Below are 15,364 nucleotides of genomic sequence, written 5' to 3' on the forward strand. Positions count from 1 at the left end.
TTCTCGACGGATCCCCCGTGTGATCCGGACCGCAGCGTCCAGAATGTTGCACGGACCGGTGTTCGATGGGACGTAGACGACTACTCTGTGTATCACGAGCGTCACCGTAGGGCAACGATTGGAACGAAGGCGCGGACCAATGCTGCGGAAAGTCTGGCTCACCGTCACCATCGGTGCCTGGCGGCCCTGGCATCACACCTGGGAGGGCTTGTCCGATGGCGAAGAAGGTCTGGCTCACCGTCACTCTCGGCCTCGGGCTGTGCCTTTCGTTCATGGCGCTGCTGCTGATCGGTACGTTTTCGGCCGCCGCCGGGCTGGCCGGCAAGGGCGGCGGGTCCGTCACGCTCGCCAAGGGCTCGGTGCCGGCGATGTACCAGGCGATCGTGCAGAAGTGGGGCAACCTCTGCCCGGAGATCAATCCGGCGCTGCTGGCCGCGCAGCTGTACCAGGAGAGCGGCTGGAACCCGCGGGCGCAGAGCGCCGCGGCGGCGCAGGGGATAGCGCAGTTCATCCCGGGCACCTGGGCGTCCCACGGAGTGGACGGGAACGGGGACGGGAAGCGGGACGTGTGGGACCCGCAGGACGCGATCCCGTCGGCCGCCTCGTACGACTGCGAGTTGGCCGGCTACGTGAAGGCCGTGCCGGGTGACGCGACGAACAACATGCTCGCGGCGTACAACGCGGGCGCCTACGCGGTGATCCATTCGGGCGGCATCCCGCCGTACCGCGAGACGCAGAACTACGTGAAGACGATCAGGACGCTGGAGAAGAGCTTCGCCGCGCCCGTGGGCCGCGTGGCGCCGTCCCAGCAGGCCGCGGCGGCGATCTACTACGCGCAGGGCAAGCTCGGCACGCCGTACCTGTGGGGCGGCAACGGAACCGCCGACCAGGGCGGCCGGTTCGACTGCTCGGGGCTGACGAAGGCGGCCTACGCGTCGGTCGGCATCGAGCTGCCGCGGGTGGCCAACGACCAGTGGAACGCGGGGCCGCACCCGAAGCGGGACGAGCTGCTGCCGGGGGACCTGGTCTTCTTCGCCTACGACCTCACCGATCCCCGGTCCATCCACCACGTCGGACTGTACGTCGGGGGTGGGTACATGATTAACGCCCCGTACACCGGGGCGGTCATCCGCTTCGACAAGATCGACACACCGGACTTCATCGGGGGGACCCGGGTGACGAAGGACGGTGCTCAGGCGCTGCCGACTACCGGCTCCGCGTGAGGCTTTGGCCCTGGGATGCGCTTCTGATCTCTCTTGGGTAACTTCCTGGTGATCATCCGGTAGAGACCGGAACGCTACGTACCGTGTCCGCCGTTGCACAGGGACAATGGCGCGTAGAAACGGCGTTCATGGCCTGGAGGCCAGCAGCGGGGCCGGAGTATGGATCAGGTAAGGGGCACCACCACATGGCAGAGCACGCGACCGACGGCTCCAACCCCGACCTGGGCCTGCTGCGCGACATCAACGGCCTCACCAAGGACTCGCCGCACTGGGTCGACCGCTCCGTGGAGTTCGTCGGCGAGTACGGGCTCATCGTGCTCATGCTGCTGCTCGCCGGCTGGTGCTGGTGGCGGGTCGCGCGCCGCAGCGAGCAGGCGCCCGCCGCCGTCGCGGGGGTGCTGTGGTCCGGCCTGGCGGCCGGCATCGCCATCCTGCTGAACATTCCGGTGCGCGGCCTCGTGGAGCGTCCCAGACCCTTCGTGGACCACGAGGGGATCGACGTCCTCATCAAGGGCAAGTCCGACTTCTCGTTCGTGAGCGACCACGCGACGCTGACGATGGCCATGGCCGTCGGGCTGTTCATGGTCAGCCGCAAGGTGGGGCTGCTCGCCATACTGATCGCGCTCGCCGAGGGCTTCTGCCGCGTCTTCATGGGCGTGCACTACCCGACCGACGTGATCGGCGGCTTCGCCCTCGGCACGGCCACCGCGCTGCTGTTCGCCCCGCTCGCGATGGCCCTGCTGACGCCCGTCACGACCGCGATGGGCCGGTCCAGGATGGGCGGCCTCGTCCGGGCCCCCGCGCGGCGCGGTGAGCCGTACCCGCTGCCCACCGCGTACGACAAGGACCTGGCGGCCTGAGGCCGGGCTACAGGGCCTGCGGGAAGTCGAAGAGCCTCTGCGGGTCGTACTTCCTCTTCAGCTCCGTCAGACGGGCCGCGGCGGGGCCGTAGTAGGCCTGGCGCCACTCCTTCAGACCCGGGTCGGCGTAGTTCTGGTAGGCGGAGCCCGAGGCGTAGCGGCGCATCGCCGCGTACAGGGTGTCCAGCCACGCCGTCCGGCTGAGGCCGTCCGAGGCCGTGTACTGCGCCAGGAAGCGCGAGCGGCGGTGCACGAACGCCGTCGCGCCGGGGTCGACCCGGTTGACCGCGCCGCCCAGGGCGGTCAGCGCCACGCTGCCGTCGCCCCCGGCGGGGAGCGCGCCGAGCCGTTCGACCTGGCCGAGCAGGGCCTGGATGCCGGCGGGCGGCAGCGAGCGGTCGTAGAAATCGGAGCGGGCGGTGTACGTCTCGCGCCGCAGCCGGCCCTTGGGCTCCAGATGGCACTGCGCGGCCGTCAGCCCCGAGCAGCCGGCGTACGAGAACATCGCGTCCACGTACGCGTGCGGGCGCGTCGAGAACGAGGGCGCGGTGCCGCCCGCGCTCCCGGCGAGCCGGTCGACGGCGTTGGCCAGGTCGGTCTGCGAGCCGGTCGACAACGTGGCGAGGGAGATCTTGGGCGAGCCGCCCGCCGATCCCTCCAGGTGCAGCGCCGACCAGAGGTGGTCCGGCTGGTCGGGCCCCCACTCCTGCCAGGCGCGGACGACGGCCGCCGCCCGGCTCCACGGCCAGGTGGCGTACCCGGTCACCACGGAGGGCGCGGGGTGGGTGGCGAAGCGCAGCTCGGTGACGACGCCGAAGTTGCCGCAGCCGGCGCCGCGCAGCGCCCAGAAGAGGTCGGGCTCGGTCTTCGCGTCGCAGTCGAGCTGCTTGCCGTCGGCGGTGATGATCGTGGCGCCGGTGAGGCTGTCGCAGGTCAGCCCGTACGAGCGGCTGAGCACGCCGTGGCCGCCGCCGAGGGTGAGCCCGGAGACGCCGACCGTGGGGCACGAGCCGGCGGGGACGGTTCTGCCGTTCTCGCCGAGCCGGGAGTACAGGTCGATGAGTTTCGCGCCGGCGCCGACCGTGGCGTCCGTGCCGTTGGTGGATATCGCGTTGAGCCGGGACACGTCCAGCACGAGGTGGTCCGCGCCGCCGCTGGACCATCCCCCGTAGGAATGGCCGCCGCTCCTGACCGACAGCCGGACCGAGCGGGAGCGGCGCGCGAAGTCCAGGCACGCGCGGACGTCGTCGGGGCCCGAGGCGTACACGATGGCGGCGGGGCGCAGCCCGTCGAAGCGGGTGTTGTAGAGCCGGCGGGACGTGTCGTACGCGCTGTCGTCCGGGCGGATCAGCGCGCCGCCCAGGCCCTTGGCCAGGGCCGGCCAGTCCGGCGGTGCGCCGGCGGTGGCCGAACTGCTCGCGGTGGACGGGGTGGTGGGGGTGCGGGTGGTGGCCGACGGCTTCGCGTCCCCGCCGTCCGCCGTGGTGCAGCCGGCCAGCCAGGCCGACGCGGCGACACCGGTTCCGGCACGCAGCACATCTCGTCGGTTCACGGCCGCAGCCTCCTGCCCGGGCCCGCCGTCGGCGGGCGACTGCTCACCCTCCTACCCCCCGGTGACCGTACGCAAGGGGCTGCCGGGGCGGGTTGGGCGAAAAGTCGGGAAGGTCGGGAGTGCCGCCCGCGGGAACGGGTCCGGCCTGCGGGAACGGGTCCGGCCTGCGGGGACGGGTTCGGACCGCGGGGGCGGGTTCAGCCGCCGGTGTGGGCCTCGGCGTCCCGGCGGGCGCGGTCGCGGGCGCGGCGGGCGGGGCCCTTCCAGCCGCAGGTGCAGCGGGCGGAGGCGAAGGAGCCCTTGTCGGTGACCGTGGTGTGGTGGGTTCCGGGCGGTGCGGCGTCGGGCTGGATGAGCACACGACAACGGTACGGGACCCGCGGGCGGTCGTGGAGGGCCCGCCTCCGCGCACACGCGGTCCGTCTCCGCGCCCGCGCGGCCGGCCGCGCTCCGCGCGCGCTCCGGCGCGACCGGGCGATTCCCCCGCGGTTCGGACCGGGCGCCGTTACGGGTGCGGGCGACCCGTCGTTAGACGGACGAGGCCGGTGGCGGGATACCCAGGGGGTAGCGGGCGATGGTGATGCGACGCAGGCGCTTGGTGACGGCCGCCGCCGCGGGGTTCGTGTGCGGGATGACCGTGCTGACGGGCTGCGCCGGCGACGGTGCGGCCGCCGACGGAGCGGGGGCGGAGCCCGCCGACGCGGTGCGCCGCGCGGCGGACGCCCTGATCAGGGCGGGGAGTTCGAAGGTCGGCACGTCGATGGAGATGGCCAGCGGCGGGACCCGCGTGGTGATCACCGGGGCCGGCGGGTTCGACTACGGCAAGGGCCACGGCGAGCTGCGCGTCACCCTCCCCAGGGACGCCGCGGGCTCCCAGGAGCACCGCCCGGTCACCGAGCTGATGACCCCGGGCGCGCTGTACATGAAGGACCGGGGCGCCGGCGTGCCCGCCGACAAGTGGGTGCGGGTGGACACCACGCAGTTGTCCGACGGCAACCTCGTGACCGGCGGCGCGACCGACCCGCTGGCGGCGGCCGAGCTCCTGCGCGGGGCGCAGACGGTGGAGCTGGTCGGCGAGGAGGTGTTCCACGGGGTGAAGGTGCGGCACTTCCGGGGGGTGACGGACATCGCCCGCGCGGCCCGCGCCCAGGGCGCCTCGCCCGCCACGCGGCAGCCGCTCCAGGCGGCGGCCAGGGGTTTCTCCGTGACGCGGGTGCCGTTCGACGCGTACCTCGACGCCGAGGGGCGGCCGCGCAAGGTGAGCCAGCGCTTCACGTTCAGCGGTACGGCGGGCGGCGGCCCGCAGGGTTCGCGCGGCGGCGCCCCGAACGCCTCCGGCAGCGCGTCCGCGGGGCCGGGCGATGTGACGGTGACGTCGACCACGGTCTTCGACGCCTTCGGTACGCCGGTGAGTGTCGTTCTGCCGAAGCCGGCCGACATTTACAACGGGAAGATCGTTACTGCACCGCCGAAATGACGGTGGGTGAAATGGTCCTTCCGTGCCATGCGCGGACCGTGTGCGGGTGCCTACTCTGACCAATGGCCGATGAAACCGGCCACTGCTCGAGGACGAGGAGGTGGTGCACGTGGCTTTGTCTCGCGAAACGCACATGTCTACGCAGAACGGGTCGAGTCAGGACTTCGTGGCCCTCGCGGAGATCGAGCTGTGCGGTGAGCTGATGATCGCGGCTTCCGCCGCCGGTGAGGAGCGGTTGAGCTTCGCCCGGATCGACGAGGTGCTCGAAGTGGACCGGACGGCGGAGCTCCCCTCCGTGCGGATCCCCGCACAGGCGGCCCGGCGCCCGAACTGAACCGCCGGTCGCCCGCTCCCCCCGAGGATCGGCCGGGGAGACATTCGTCTCGGTCGCCGGCCGGGTCCGCGGGACGCGGGCCCGGCTGCCGGACCGGTCAGGTGCGCAGCAGCCGGGCTATGGCCGCGGTCGCCTCGGCCACCTTCTCGTCGATCTCGGGCCCGCCCTCGGCCGCCGCCGAGGCGACGCAGTGCCGCAGGTGCTCCTCCAGCAGCTGCAGGGCGAAGGACTGCAGCCCCTTGGTGCTGGCCGAGACCTGCGTGAGGACATCGATGCAGTAGACGTCCTCCTCGACCATGCGCTGCAGGCCGCGGATCTGGCCCTCGATCCGGCGCAGGCGCTTGAGGTGGGCGTCCTTGTGGTTGCTGTAGCCGTGCGGACCCGGCGGGCTCTGCGGTGCGGCGCCGCCCGGCGCGGTCTCGGCGGCCGTCGAGGCACCCGCTGCCGCCGCCTCGTCGATTGGACCGGTCTCGGTGGTCGTCATCCCGTTCTCCCTGCCCGGAAATACCCCTGGTGGGTATATCTTACCGATCGGTGCCTTATGTGGGCACCTCGTCGTGTTCACCTCGGGAACTGACCCCGGTGAGGGGCAGTCTGTCCGATGGGCGACACTGGGTGACGCTGGTTAGCCGTGGCCGGATGATGCGCCTAGCATCAACGAGACCTGACGAGACCGAATCCGATGCACCCCGAGGACCTCACGTGCGCTTTCGTCTGACCCCCAGGGAGACGAGCTTCTATGACATGTTCGCCGCATCCGCGGACAACATCGTCACAGGTTCGAAGCTCCTCATGGAACTGCTCGGGGCCGATTCGGCCACGCGTATCGAGATCGCCGAACGGATGCGGGCGGCGGAGCACGCCGGGGACGACGCTACCCACGCGATCTTCCACCAGCTGAACTCCTCCTTCATCACGCCGTTCGACCGTGAGGACATCTACAACCTCGCGTCGTGTCTCGACGACATCATGGATTACATGGAAGAGGCCGTTGACCTGGTTGTTCTCTACCAGGTGGACGAACTGCCGAAGGGTGTCGAGCAGCAGATCGAGGTGCTGGCGCGGGCAGCGGTGCTGACCGCCGAGGCGATGCCGAACCTGCGGACGATGTCCAACCTCACCGAGTACTGGATCGAGATCAACCGCCTGGAGAACCAGGCGGACCAGGTCCACCGCAAGCTGCTCGCGCACCTGTTCAACGGCAAGTACGACGCCATGGACGTGCTGAAGCTCAAGCAGATCGTGGACGTACTGGAAGAGGCCGCGGACGCGTTCGAGCATGTCGCGAACACCGTGGAGACCATCGCGGTCAAGGAGTCCTGACCTTCTGTGGACACCTTTGCACTGATCGTGACCATTGGCGTCGCGCTCGGATTCACGTACACGAACGGGTTCCACGACTCGGCGAACGCCATCGCCACGTCGGTCTCGACGCGCGCGCTGACGCCCAAGGCGGCGCTCGCCATGGCCGCGGTCATGAACCTGGCCGGCGCCTTCCTGGGCAGCGGCGTGGCCAAGACGGTCAGCAAGGGGCTCATCGAGACGCCGCACGGCCGGGCCGGGATGGGCATCCTGTTCGCGGCCCTGGTGGGCGCGATCGTGTGGAACCTGGTCACCTGGTACTTCGGACTACCGTCGAGTTCCAGCCACGCGCTGTTCGGCGGAATGGTCGGCGCGGCCCTCGCGGGCGGCATCACCGTCTACTGGTCGGGTGTGATCGAGAAGGTCGTCATCCCGATGTTCGTCTCCCCGGTGGTCGGCCTGGTGGTCGGCTATCTGGTGATGCTCGCCATTTTGTGGATGTTCCGGAAGTCCAACCCGCACAAGGCCAAGCGCGGCTTCCGGATCGCGCAGACGGTCTCGGCGGCGGCGATGGCACTGGGCCACGGCCTCCAGGACGCGCAGAAGACGATGGGCATCGTCGTGATGGCGCTGACCATCGCCGACGTGCACGACAGCGACTCGATCCCGATCTGGGTGAAGTTCGCCTGCGCGGCCATGCTCTCGCTCGGCACCTACGCCGGCGGCTGGCGGATCATGCGGACGCTGGGGCGCCGCATCATCGAGCTGGACCCGCCGCAGGGCTTCGCGGCCGAGACGACCGCCGCCTCGATCCTCTACACGACCTCGTACGTCTTCCAGGCCCCGGTCTCGACGACGCACGTGATCACCTCGGCGATCATGGGTGTCGGCGCGACCAAGCGGGTCAAGGCCGTGCGCTGGGGCGTCGCCAAGAACATCGTGGCGGGCTGGTTCATCACGATGCCGGCCGCGGCGATCGTCGCCGCCGTCAGCTACTGGATCGTCGCGCTGATCTTCTGATCCCGCGCCCGGGAGACGAGAGCATCGAAATGGGCCCGCCCCCCTCACGGGGGCGGGCCCTTCGCCTTGCGGTGGCACCGCCATGCAGCACCGCAAAGCGGGTCGTGGACCGGCCTAGCCGAAGCGGCCGGAGATGTAGTCCTCGGTCGCCTGGACCGACGGGTTGGAGAAGATCCGCTCGGTGTCGTCCAGCTCGATGAGCTTGCCGGGCTGGCCGATGGCCGAGAGGTTGAAGAACGCGGTGCGGTCCGAGACGCGCGCCGCCTGCTGCATGTTGTGCGTCACGATCACGATGGTGAAGCGCTCCTTCAGCTCCCCGATCAGGTCCTCGATCGCGAGGGTGGAGATCGGGTCGAGCGCCGAGCAGGGCTCGTCCATCAGCAGGACCTGCGGCTCGACCGCGATGGCGCGGGCGATGCAGAGCCGCTGCTGCTGGCCGCCGGAGAGGCCGGAGCCGGGCTTGTTGAGCCGGTCCTTGACCTCGTTCCAGAGGTTGGCGCCCTTGAGGGACTTCTCGACGACGTTCTCCAGCTCGTTCTTGCGGCGCATGCCGTTGAGCCGGAGGCCGGCCGCCACGTTGTCGAAGATCGACATCGTGGGGAACGGGTTCGGGCGCTGGAAGACCATCCCGACGGTGCGGCGGACCGCCACCGGGTCGACGCCCGAGCCGTAGAGGTTCTCGTCGTCCAGCATGACCTTGCCCTCGACCCGGCCGCCGGGGGTGACCTCGTGCATCCGGTTCAAGGTGCGCAGGAAGGTGGACTTGCCGCAGCCGGACGGGCCGATGAAGGCCGTCACGGAGCGGGGCTCGACGGTCATCGAGATGTCGTCGATCGCCTTGTGGTTGCTGTAGTAAGCGGAGAGGCCGCTCACGTCGATGCGCTTGGCCATGGTGGGGCTCACAATCAATTGGTCGCTGGGTTGGTCGCGTCAGCGACCGGTCTTGGGGGCCTTCCAGCGGGCGATGCCGCGAGCCACCATGTTCAGGATCATGACGAAGGCGATCAGTACCAGGGCCGCGGCCCAGGCCCGGTCGTACGAAGCGTCGTTGCCGTTCTGGAACTGCTCGAAGACGTAGTACGACAGGGAGGACTGGCCACCCTCGAAGGGGTTGTTGTTGATCACCTGGCTGCCGAAGACCAGCAGCATGATCGGCGCCGTCTCGCCGGTGATGCGGGCGATGGCCAGCATGATGCCGGTCGTGATGCCGCCGATGGCCGTGGGCAGGACCACCTTGAGGATGGTGCGCCACTTCGGGACGCCCAGCGCGAGGGACGCCTCGCGCAGCTCGTTCGGGACGAGCTTGAGCATCTCCTCGGTCGAGCGGACCACGACGGGCAGCATCAGGATCGTCAGGGCCAGCGAGCCGGCGAAGCCGGACGGGCCGTTGCCGAGCATCAGGACCCAGACCGTCAGGATGAACAGGCCGGCGACGATCGACGGGATGCCGGTCATGACGTCCACGAAGAACGTTACGGCCTTGGCGAGCTTGCCGCTGCCGTACTCGACCAGGTAGATCGCGGTCAGCAGGCCGAGCGGCGTGGCGATCACCGTCGCGATGCCGACCTGCTCCAGGGTGCCGATGATCGCGTGGTAGATGCCGCCGCCGGGCTGGATCGTGATGACCCCGCCCATCGAGTGGCCGAGGAAGTCGCCGTCCAGGACCTTGAGGCCCTTGGAGACCGTCGTCGCGATCAGCGAGTACAGCGGCACGATGGCCACGATGAAGCAGGCCCAGACGACACTGGTGACGACCCGGTCCTTGGCCTGCCGGCGGCCCTCGACGGCGGTGGTCACCGCGTAGGTGCCGACCACGAAGAGCAGCAGCGAGATCAGGCCCCACTGGACCCGGCTCTCCAGCCCGACCGCGACGCTCAGGCCGACGCCGAGCACGATCGCGGCGGCTGCGATGCCGGCCGGTGCCCAGCGGGGCATCCGGCGCTGGGACAGCCGCTGGGTCGTCGGGACGGTGGCGGGCGCCTTGTCGGCGATGACGTGGCTCATGCGTTGGCCCCCGAGTACTCCTTGCGGCGGGCGATGATCAGGCGGGCCGCGCCGTTCACCAGCAGCGTGATGACGAACAGGACGAGGCCGGAGGCGATCAGCGCGTCACGGCCGAAGGGCGACGCCTCGCCGAACTTGGCGGCGATGTTCTGCGCGAAGGTCCCGCCGACCGGGTCGAGGAGCTTCGCGGACAGCACCGGGGAGGCGGACAGGACGGTGGCCACGGCCATCGTCTCGCCGAGCGCGCGGCCGAGGCCGAGCATCGAGGCGCTGATGATTCCGGAGCGGGCGAACGGCAGCACCGACATCCGGATGACTTCCCAGCGGGTCGCGCCGAGCGCGAGCGCCGCTTCCTCGTGCATCTTCGGCACCTGCCGGAAGACCTCACGGCTGACGTTGGTGATGATCGGCAGGATCATGATCGCCAGCAGGATGCCGACGGTGAACAGCGACCGGGCCGCGCCCTCGGGGTCGGTCTTGTCGAAGATCCCGGTCCAGCCGAGGTACGTGTCGAGCCAGAGGTTCAGGCCCTTCAGGTGCGGCACGAGGTAGATCGCGCCCCACAGGCCGTAGATGATGCTCGGGATCGCGGCGAGCAGGTCGACGACGTAGGCGAGCGGGGTGGCCAGCCGGCGCGGCGCGTAGTGCGAGATGAACAGCGCGATGCCGACCGCGATCGGGACGGCGAGCGCCATCGCGATCACGGAGCTGACGATCGTGCCGTAGATCAGGACGCCGATGCCGAAGACCGGCGGGTTCGCGTTCGCGTCCCATTCGAAGCTGGTGAAGAAGTTCGCGTGGTCCTGGGAGATGGCGTGCGTCGCGCGAATCGTGAGGAAGATCGCGATCGAGGCCATGACGACCAGGAGGAGGATGCCGGACCCGCGGGAGAGGCCGCTGAAGACGCGGTCCCCGATGCGGGTGACGGAACCCTGGGAGCTGGGGGGAGGCAGTGCGCTGTCTGTCGGTGTTATGTCCATGAGGTTCTCCGGTCTGGGTGGGGGATGGCTCCCCCGGCGGCGGTGCACCGGAATGTGCGGCCGGTCCCGTCCCGCGCGGGACGGGACCGGCCGCTCGTACTAGGAGATGGTCGCGATCTGGGCGCGGACCTTGGTGGCGATCTCCGTCGGCAGCGGCGCGTAGCCGATGGCCGCGAGGCCCTTCTGGCCGTCCTCGCTCGCGATGTACGTCAGGAAGGACTTCGCCAGCTCGAGCGTCTCGGCCTTGTTGCCCTTGTCGCAGGCGATCTCGTAGGTGACGAGGGCCAGCGGGTAGGCGCCCTCGGCCTTCGTGTCGTAGGCCAGCTTCAGCGCCAGGTCGGTGCCGGTGCCGGTGACCTTGGCCTCGGCGATGGCCTTGGAGGCGTTCTCCGAGGTGGCGGCGACGGGGGCGGTGGCGCCGGTGGCGAGCTTGACCGTCTGCAGATTGTTCGCGGTGGCGAACGACAGCTCGAAGTAGCCGATGGTGCCCTCGGCCTGCTTCACGTTCGAGGCGATGTCGGCGGAGCCGGGGGCCGACTGGCCGCCCTTGCCCTTCCAGGCCTTCGCGTGCTCGTAGGGCCACTCGGCCTTGGCGGTCGCGTTGAAGTACTTGGTCAGGTTGTCCGTGGTGCCCGAGTCGGTCGAGCGGTGGAACGCCTGGATGTTGCTGCTGGGCAGCTTGGCGCTCGGGTTGAGCTTCTTGATCGCCTCGTCGTCCCACTTGGTGATCGTCGAGTTGAAGATCTTCGCGAGGGTCGGCGCGTCCAGGACCAGGTTGTCGACGCCCGGCAGGTGGTAACCGATCGCGATCGGGCCGCCGACCATCGGCAGGTCGATGCCCTGGCCGCCCTTGCAGATCGTCTTCGAGGCGGTGACCTCTTCGGGCTTCAGCGGCGAGTCGGAGCCCGCGATGCTGACGCCGCCCTGGTTGAAGGCGGTGACGCCCTCGCCCGAGGACGAGCTCTTGTAGTTGATGTTCGTGCCGGGGCACGCCTGCATGTAGTTCTTGACCCAGACGTCCATCGCGTTCTTCTGAGCGCTGGAGCCGGACGCGAGCAGCTGACCCGACTTGGCGCACGCGATGGAGCTCTTCGCCGCGCCCGTCGTCTTGGTGCCGTCGGCCGAAGCGTTGTCGTCGGAACCACAGGCGGTCAGGACCAACGCGCTGGAAACCGCGACCGCGCCGACGGTCAGGGCGCGCAGTCCGCTGTTACGGAAAAGCTTCACCTTCTGTGTTCCTTCCAGGAGCCCGCCGGTGGACGGCGAAGCAGAGGTATGGAGTTCTGCATCCACCCGGCACAGCGTGATGCTCACCGGTAAGGCCGAAATTAGGCAGGCCAGGTGAATCGACCAACGGGAGAGGGTGAACGCAAGGTGAACCTCGTCTATCAGTGCGGGGCGGCCTGTCGCGGGTGCCGCTCCGTGGGGTGCGAGGGGGCCGCGGGACGGGTGTTTTTGGCCGCGCCGAAGCCCGGCCCGGCGGCAGGTAGCGCGGGCGGCCCCTGACGAGGAAGCAACTGCCCCTGGGGTGGTACGGATTCCGTTACCTCTCTGATCACGGTGCACTACGCTCGGTGAGTGATCGACACCCGATGCCCCACGCGAGGACAACAACATCACCGCGGCGAAACTTGAGGTCGTACGGCCTGTGTTCCGGCAGATGTGTGCCGACATCGCACACGGCCATGAGGAGGAAACCGGGATTCCGGTACGCGGCTGCGTGGCCGTGGAGAGGGATCGGGTCTACCGCCGGCCCCGTGACTTCGTCGCCTTCCAGGACGCGCTGCTCATGGTCGGCGACGGTGTCTTCATCGAAGACACCACCCTTCTGGACCTGGTCCACAACGACGGAACGATCTGCTCGTACCCGGTCATCGCGCCTGCGGATGAGGCCGAGGTCACGAACATGCGCAAGCGAGCCGCGCGGAACGCTGCTGACCGCGCGAAGGAAGGGAAGACCTGCGGTGCCCCGCGCCGGTTCGGCTGGCTGGGAGCGTCGAAGGACCCCTATCGCGTCGGCAACAAGCACCGTAACGAAGAAGAGTGGCCACATCTGACCCGCATGATCAAAATGCGGTACGCCGGCAGGTCTTGGCGGAGTATCACGGGAGAGGTCAACAGGCTTCGCGTCACGACCGCCAGAGGTGGCGTCTGGACAGAACAGAGCGTCAAGTCCATCGTCACGAACCCGGCGTGGTGGGGCGGCCGGGTCTACAACGGTGAAGTCCAGATAGAGGCCGAGACCGGTGAGCCCGTTATCGGTGAGTGGGACCACGTCCGAGATTCGGATGAGTGCACTTATGAGATGTGGCAGCAGATCATGGCGGGGGTCAGGGCGAACCGCCTTCACAGAGGTATGACCACGGGTGCGGACGTGAGATCGCTTCCGAAAGAGCCGCGGACGCGTGGGTACCTGTTCTCAGGGTTTCTCCGTTGCGGCCGGATCAATGATTTCGATGAAGTCTGCTATGCAAAGCTGAACGGGAACAGGAGCACGGGAAAGAACGCGAAATACGGGAACTACTACCGCTGTGGTGACCCCAACTGCAAGGGAATCGGCCGTCGGGTGGCCGCCGTGGACGCCTACTTGGAAGGTCTTGCCCTGGCATACTTGGACAGGCGCTTCGCAGGGACCGAGGTCACAGTGACTCCCTGGCGGGGGAAGGCAAAGCTCGCCCGTCTTCGCAAGCAGAGCGACGACATGAGAGAGTCTCTGGCTTCAGGAGACGCACCCTGGGGCGACGCGTACGACATCCTGACGCGACTTGCGAGGAACATCACCACATTGGAGCAGGAGGAGGCTGATCACCTGCAGGCGGAGGCCCGGCGCAACCTGATTCGAGGCTGGATCCGGGAGAAGTGGGAGAGCTCGGAACTCGCCGAGAGACGAGAGATTCTGGGGCACGTATTCACTGCGATCGTGGTGCTGCCTGTTCCGGCGGGCGTCAGTGATAAAGCTGCGTTTGATCCCGACTTGCTCACCGTGCAATGGCGGAACCCCTGAGGCGGTGTCACGGCCCCTCGCCTGCTGGGCGAAGGGCGCCGAGGAGGAGTGGGACGAGATCCCGGTCCCGCTCGTGCGTGAGGCGTCCCTGTGCGGCGATGGGGGACAGCCAGAGCATTCGGTCCACTTCCTTGCTCGGCAGAAATACTCCGCCGGTCGCCTCGGCCGCCCAATAGCGGACCTCCTTGGGGATGCCCTCCGCCAGGTACCGGGCTGTGGGCAGGGCCGGACCGAGAGCGCAGGTCATGCCGGTCTCTTCGCGCACTTCCCGGATCGCCGCATCCGCGAACGTCTCTCCGTGTTTGAGCTTCCCTTTCGGGTGCGACCAATCCGCCCACTTCGGCCGATGGACCAGGGCCAGTTCGATCTGGTCAGTGACGGCGGCACGGCGCCACAGCACGCAACCCGCCGCGAGGATCACCATCGCGCGGCCAGGACGGGGGGCTGGTCTGCCGGGGGGTCTGCAGGGGGTCGGAGCATGGTGGCTCACCTCGAACCGGGGACGGTGGCGGTGGCGGTGGCGGTGGCGGTGGCGGGGACCGGGAGGGCGGTGTGCTGCCAGAGGCGGGCGAAGGCGAAGCGGGCCGCTTCGACCTCCTGGCGCTGGTCGGCGTGGAGCACGCCCAGCGCGTACGCGGTCGCCGGGACGATCCGCGGGGTGCGCGCGGCGGCCGCCACGGCGTTGGCCGACTCGGCGGCCTCGCGGTGCCGCTCCAGCAGCCGGGCGGCGTCCTTGAGCCGGTCGCGCAGGCCCTGGGCGGGGTACTCGGCGCCGTTCGGGCCGTCGGGGCCCGGTTCGTCGGGCGGGCAGACCTCGGCGGCGTAGCGGCTCAGCCGCAGCAGGGTGCGCGCCCGGTGCCACGGCGCGTCCTGGAGGTCGCTGGTCAGCTCGGGACCGAGCGCGGCGCGCACGGCGTCGGCGTTGTACGGGTGCCCGGCGCGCGCCAGCGGCAGCAACGCCGCCGCCTCGGCCAGCCGGCGGTGCGCCGCCCCCGCGAGCGGCGGCAGCCGTACGGCGGCGGGCGCGTCCGCCCCAGCGGCCAGCGGCACGTCGGAGGCCAGCACGGCGACGGCGTCGGCGACCGCGTGGAAGCGCGCCGAGCCGAGCGCCTGCAGCGCCGCGGAGTGCGCCCGGGTGCGCGCCAGCGTCAGCTGCCGCTCCAGCAGCGCGCCCGCACGGGCCGCCCCGACGGCCAGCGGCCCCTGGGTGGCGGTGGGCCGCTCCGGGGGGTCGTCCGGGCCGCCGTCGTCCGGATCGGCCGGCTGGTCACCGTCCTGCGCCATCGGGTCGGGCTCCGAGGCCAGCCGGTGCAGGGCGGAGAGCAGCCGGGCGAGCCGGGCGGCGTGCTGGTGCTCGTGGGCCAGGGCCGAGGAGAGCCAGCCGAGCTCGGTGCGCAGCGGGTCGGCCCAGCCGGGGTCGGTGAGCGCCCCGTACGTGTGCAGGGTCGCGCCGATCCGGCGGGCGGACCGGCGCAGCAGCAGGCCGGCCGCCGCGCCGTCGTCGTCGGTCTGCGCGCTCTGGCTGAGGGCGCGCAGGAAGGTGGACGCCTGCTCGTGGAGGTAGCCCGAGAACACCTCCCCCGCGCTCAGCGTGCCGAGGGGGGCCGG

At 69.8% G+C, this 15,364-nt stretch carries 16 protein-coding genes; 7 read left to right on the forward strand and 9 right to left on the reverse strand.

Features of this window, described 5'->3' with window-relative positions:
* The first annotated feature begins 215 nt into the window (after positions 1-215).
* Positions 216-1,223, forward strand: coding sequence for a bifunctional lytic transglycosylase/C40 family peptidase (locus tag ABZ721_RS16820; protein ID WP_358789370.1), 1,008 nt, complete (start codon positions 216-218; stop codon positions 1,221-1,223).
* 185 nt (positions 1,224-1,408) lie between these two features.
* Positions 1,409-2,083: a phosphatase PAP2 family protein gene (locus ABZ721_RS16825; protein ID WP_358789371.1), complete on the forward strand. Its 675-nt coding sequence runs from the start codon at positions 1,409-1,411 to the stop codon at positions 2,081-2,083.
* Positions 2,084-2,090: 7 nt separating this feature from the next.
* Here ABZ721_RS16825 and ABZ721_RS16830 read toward each other — a convergent pair whose 3' ends face one another.
* Entirely contained in the window at positions 2,091-3,635 is a 1,545-nt protein-coding gene (locus tag ABZ721_RS16830; protein ID WP_358789372.1) for an FAD-binding oxidoreductase, read from the reverse strand.
* A gap of 197 nt (positions 3,636-3,832) precedes the next feature.
* Complete coding sequence (locus tag ABZ721_RS16835; RefSeq protein WP_358789373.1) at positions 3,833-3,994, reverse strand: hypothetical protein; 162 nt, start codon at positions 3,992-3,994, stop codon at positions 3,833-3,835.
* Between the two features lie 272 nt (positions 3,995-4,266).
* On the opposite strand from ABZ721_RS16835, the gene ABZ721_RS16840 reads away from it, so the two are divergent.
* Together ABZ721_RS16840 and ABZ721_RS16845 are read left to right on the forward strand one after the other, a co-directional pair.
* Positions 4,267-5,112 (forward strand): hypothetical protein, encoded by an 846-nt coding sequence (locus ABZ721_RS16840; protein WP_358789374.1) that lies wholly within the window; start codon positions 4,267-4,269, stop codon positions 5,110-5,112.
* 133 nt (positions 5,113-5,245) lie between these two features.
* Positions 5,246-5,446 carry a hypothetical protein gene (locus ABZ721_RS16845; RefSeq protein ID WP_358789375.1) on the forward strand — a complete coding sequence of 67 codons (201 nt, stop codon included), beginning with the start codon at positions 5,246-5,248 and terminating at the stop codon, positions 5,444-5,446.
* Positions 5,447-5,543: 97 nt separating this feature from the next.
* Here the strand turns inward: ABZ721_RS16845 and ABZ721_RS16850 are convergent, their stop codons facing one another.
* Positions 5,544-5,930 (reverse strand): metal-sensitive transcriptional regulator, encoded by a 387-nt coding sequence (locus ABZ721_RS16850; protein WP_358789376.1) that lies wholly within the window; start codon positions 5,928-5,930, stop codon positions 5,544-5,546.
* 218 nt (positions 5,931-6,148) lie between these two features.
* On the opposite strand from ABZ721_RS16850, the gene ABZ721_RS16855 reads away from it, so the two are divergent.
* Positions 6,149-6,769, forward strand: coding sequence for a DUF47 family protein (locus ABZ721_RS16855; protein ID WP_138358477.1), 621 nt, complete (start codon positions 6,149-6,151; stop codon positions 6,767-6,769).
* 6 nt (positions 6,770-6,775) lie between these two features.
* Positions 6,776-7,768: an inorganic phosphate transporter gene (locus tag ABZ721_RS16860; RefSeq protein ID WP_358789377.1), complete on the forward strand. Its 993-nt coding sequence runs from the start codon at positions 6,776-6,778 to the stop codon at positions 7,766-7,768.
* 114 nt (positions 7,769-7,882) lie between these two features.
* Here the strand turns inward: ABZ721_RS16860 and pstB are convergent, their stop codons facing one another.
* The 4 genes from pstB to pstS form a co-directional block, all read right to left on the reverse strand.
* Positions 7,883-8,659 carry a phosphate ABC transporter ATP-binding protein PstB gene (gene pstB / locus ABZ721_RS16865; RefSeq protein ID WP_358789499.1) on the reverse strand — a complete coding sequence of 259 codons (777 nt, stop codon included), beginning with the start codon at positions 8,657-8,659 and terminating at the stop codon, positions 7,883-7,885.
* 39 nt (positions 8,660-8,698) lie between these two features.
* Complete coding sequence (pstA, locus tag ABZ721_RS16870) at positions 8,699-9,772, reverse strand: phosphate ABC transporter permease PstA (RefSeq protein ID WP_358789378.1); 1,074 nt, start codon at positions 9,770-9,772, stop codon at positions 8,699-8,701.
* Complete coding sequence (pstC, locus tag ABZ721_RS16875) at positions 9,769-10,752, reverse strand: phosphate ABC transporter permease subunit PstC (protein WP_358789379.1); 984 nt, start codon at positions 10,750-10,752, stop codon at positions 9,769-9,771. The genes pstA and pstC overlap by 4 nt, the downstream gene beginning before the upstream one ends.
* A 99-nt stretch (positions 10,753-10,851) precedes the next feature.
* The gene (gene pstS, locus ABZ721_RS16880; protein ID WP_358789380.1) at positions 10,852-11,979 is read right to left on the reverse strand and encodes a phosphate ABC transporter substrate-binding protein PstS; all 1,128 of its coding nucleotides are present in this window, start codon (positions 11,977-11,979) and stop codon (positions 10,852-10,854) included.
* 433 nt (positions 11,980-12,412) lie between these two features.
* On the opposite strand from pstS, the gene ABZ721_RS16885 reads away from it, so the two are divergent.
* Entirely contained in the window at positions 12,413-13,756 is a 1,344-nt protein-coding gene (locus tag ABZ721_RS16885; RefSeq protein ID WP_358789381.1) for a recombinase family protein, read from the forward strand.
* 7 nt (positions 13,757-13,763) lie between these two features.
* On the opposite strand, the gene ABZ721_RS16890 is transcribed toward ABZ721_RS16885, so the two are convergent.
* Both ABZ721_RS16890 and ABZ721_RS16895 read right to left on the reverse strand, forming a co-directional pair.
* Positions 13,764-14,180: an NUDIX hydrolase gene (locus ABZ721_RS16890; protein ID WP_358789382.1), complete on the reverse strand. Its 417-nt coding sequence runs from the start codon at positions 14,178-14,180 to the stop codon at positions 13,764-13,766.
* A 62-nt stretch (positions 14,181-14,242) separates the two neighbouring features.
* Positions 14,243-15,346 carry a CHAD domain-containing protein gene (locus ABZ721_RS16895; RefSeq protein ID WP_358789500.1) on the reverse strand — a complete coding sequence of 368 codons (1,104 nt, stop codon included), beginning with the start codon at positions 15,344-15,346 and terminating at the stop codon, positions 14,243-14,245.
* Positions 15,347-15,364: the final 18 nt, after the last annotated feature.

This window comes from Streptomyces sp. NPDC006733 (genome assembly GCF_040636125.1).
Classification (GTDB): domain Bacteria; phylum Actinomycetota; class Actinomycetes; order Streptomycetales; family Streptomycetaceae; genus Actinacidiphila.

Coding starts and splice junctions, on each gene's coding strand:
- pstB (WP_358789499.1), bottom strand. CDS start 8,659: ATGGCCAAGCGCATCGACGTGAGCGGCCTCTCCGCTTACTACAGCAAC.
- ABZ721_RS16840 (WP_358789374.1), top strand. CDS start 4,267: ATGACCGTGCTGACGGGCTGCGCCGGCGACGGTGCGGCCGCCGACGGA.
- ABZ721_RS16850 (WP_358789376.1), bottom strand. CDS start 5,930: ATGACGACCACCGAGACCGGTCCAATCGACGAGGCGGCGGCAGCGGGT.
- ABZ721_RS16825 (WP_358789371.1), top strand. CDS start 1,409: ATGGCAGAGCACGCGACCGACGGCTCCAACCCCGACCTGGGCCTGCTG.
- pstA (WP_358789378.1), bottom strand. CDS start 9,772: ATGAGCCACGTCATCGCCGACAAGGCGCCCGCCACCGTCCCGACGACC.
- ABZ721_RS16845 (WP_358789375.1), top strand. CDS start 5,246: ATGTCTACGCAGAACGGGTCGAGTCAGGACTTCGTGGCCCTCGCGGAG.
- pstC (WP_358789379.1), bottom strand. CDS start 10,752: ATGGACATAACACCGACAGACAGCGCACTGCCTCCCCCCAGCTCCCAG.
- ABZ721_RS16885 (WP_358789381.1), top strand. CDS start 12,413: ATGTGTGCCGACATCGCACACGGCCATGAGGAGGAAACCGGGATTCCG.
- ABZ721_RS16890 (WP_358789382.1), bottom strand. CDS start 14,180: ATGGTGATCCTCGCGGCGGGTTGCGTGCTGTGGCGCCGTGCCGCCGTC.
- ABZ721_RS16820 (WP_358789370.1), top strand. CDS start 216: ATGGCGAAGAAGGTCTGGCTCACCGTCACTCTCGGCCTCGGGCTGTGC.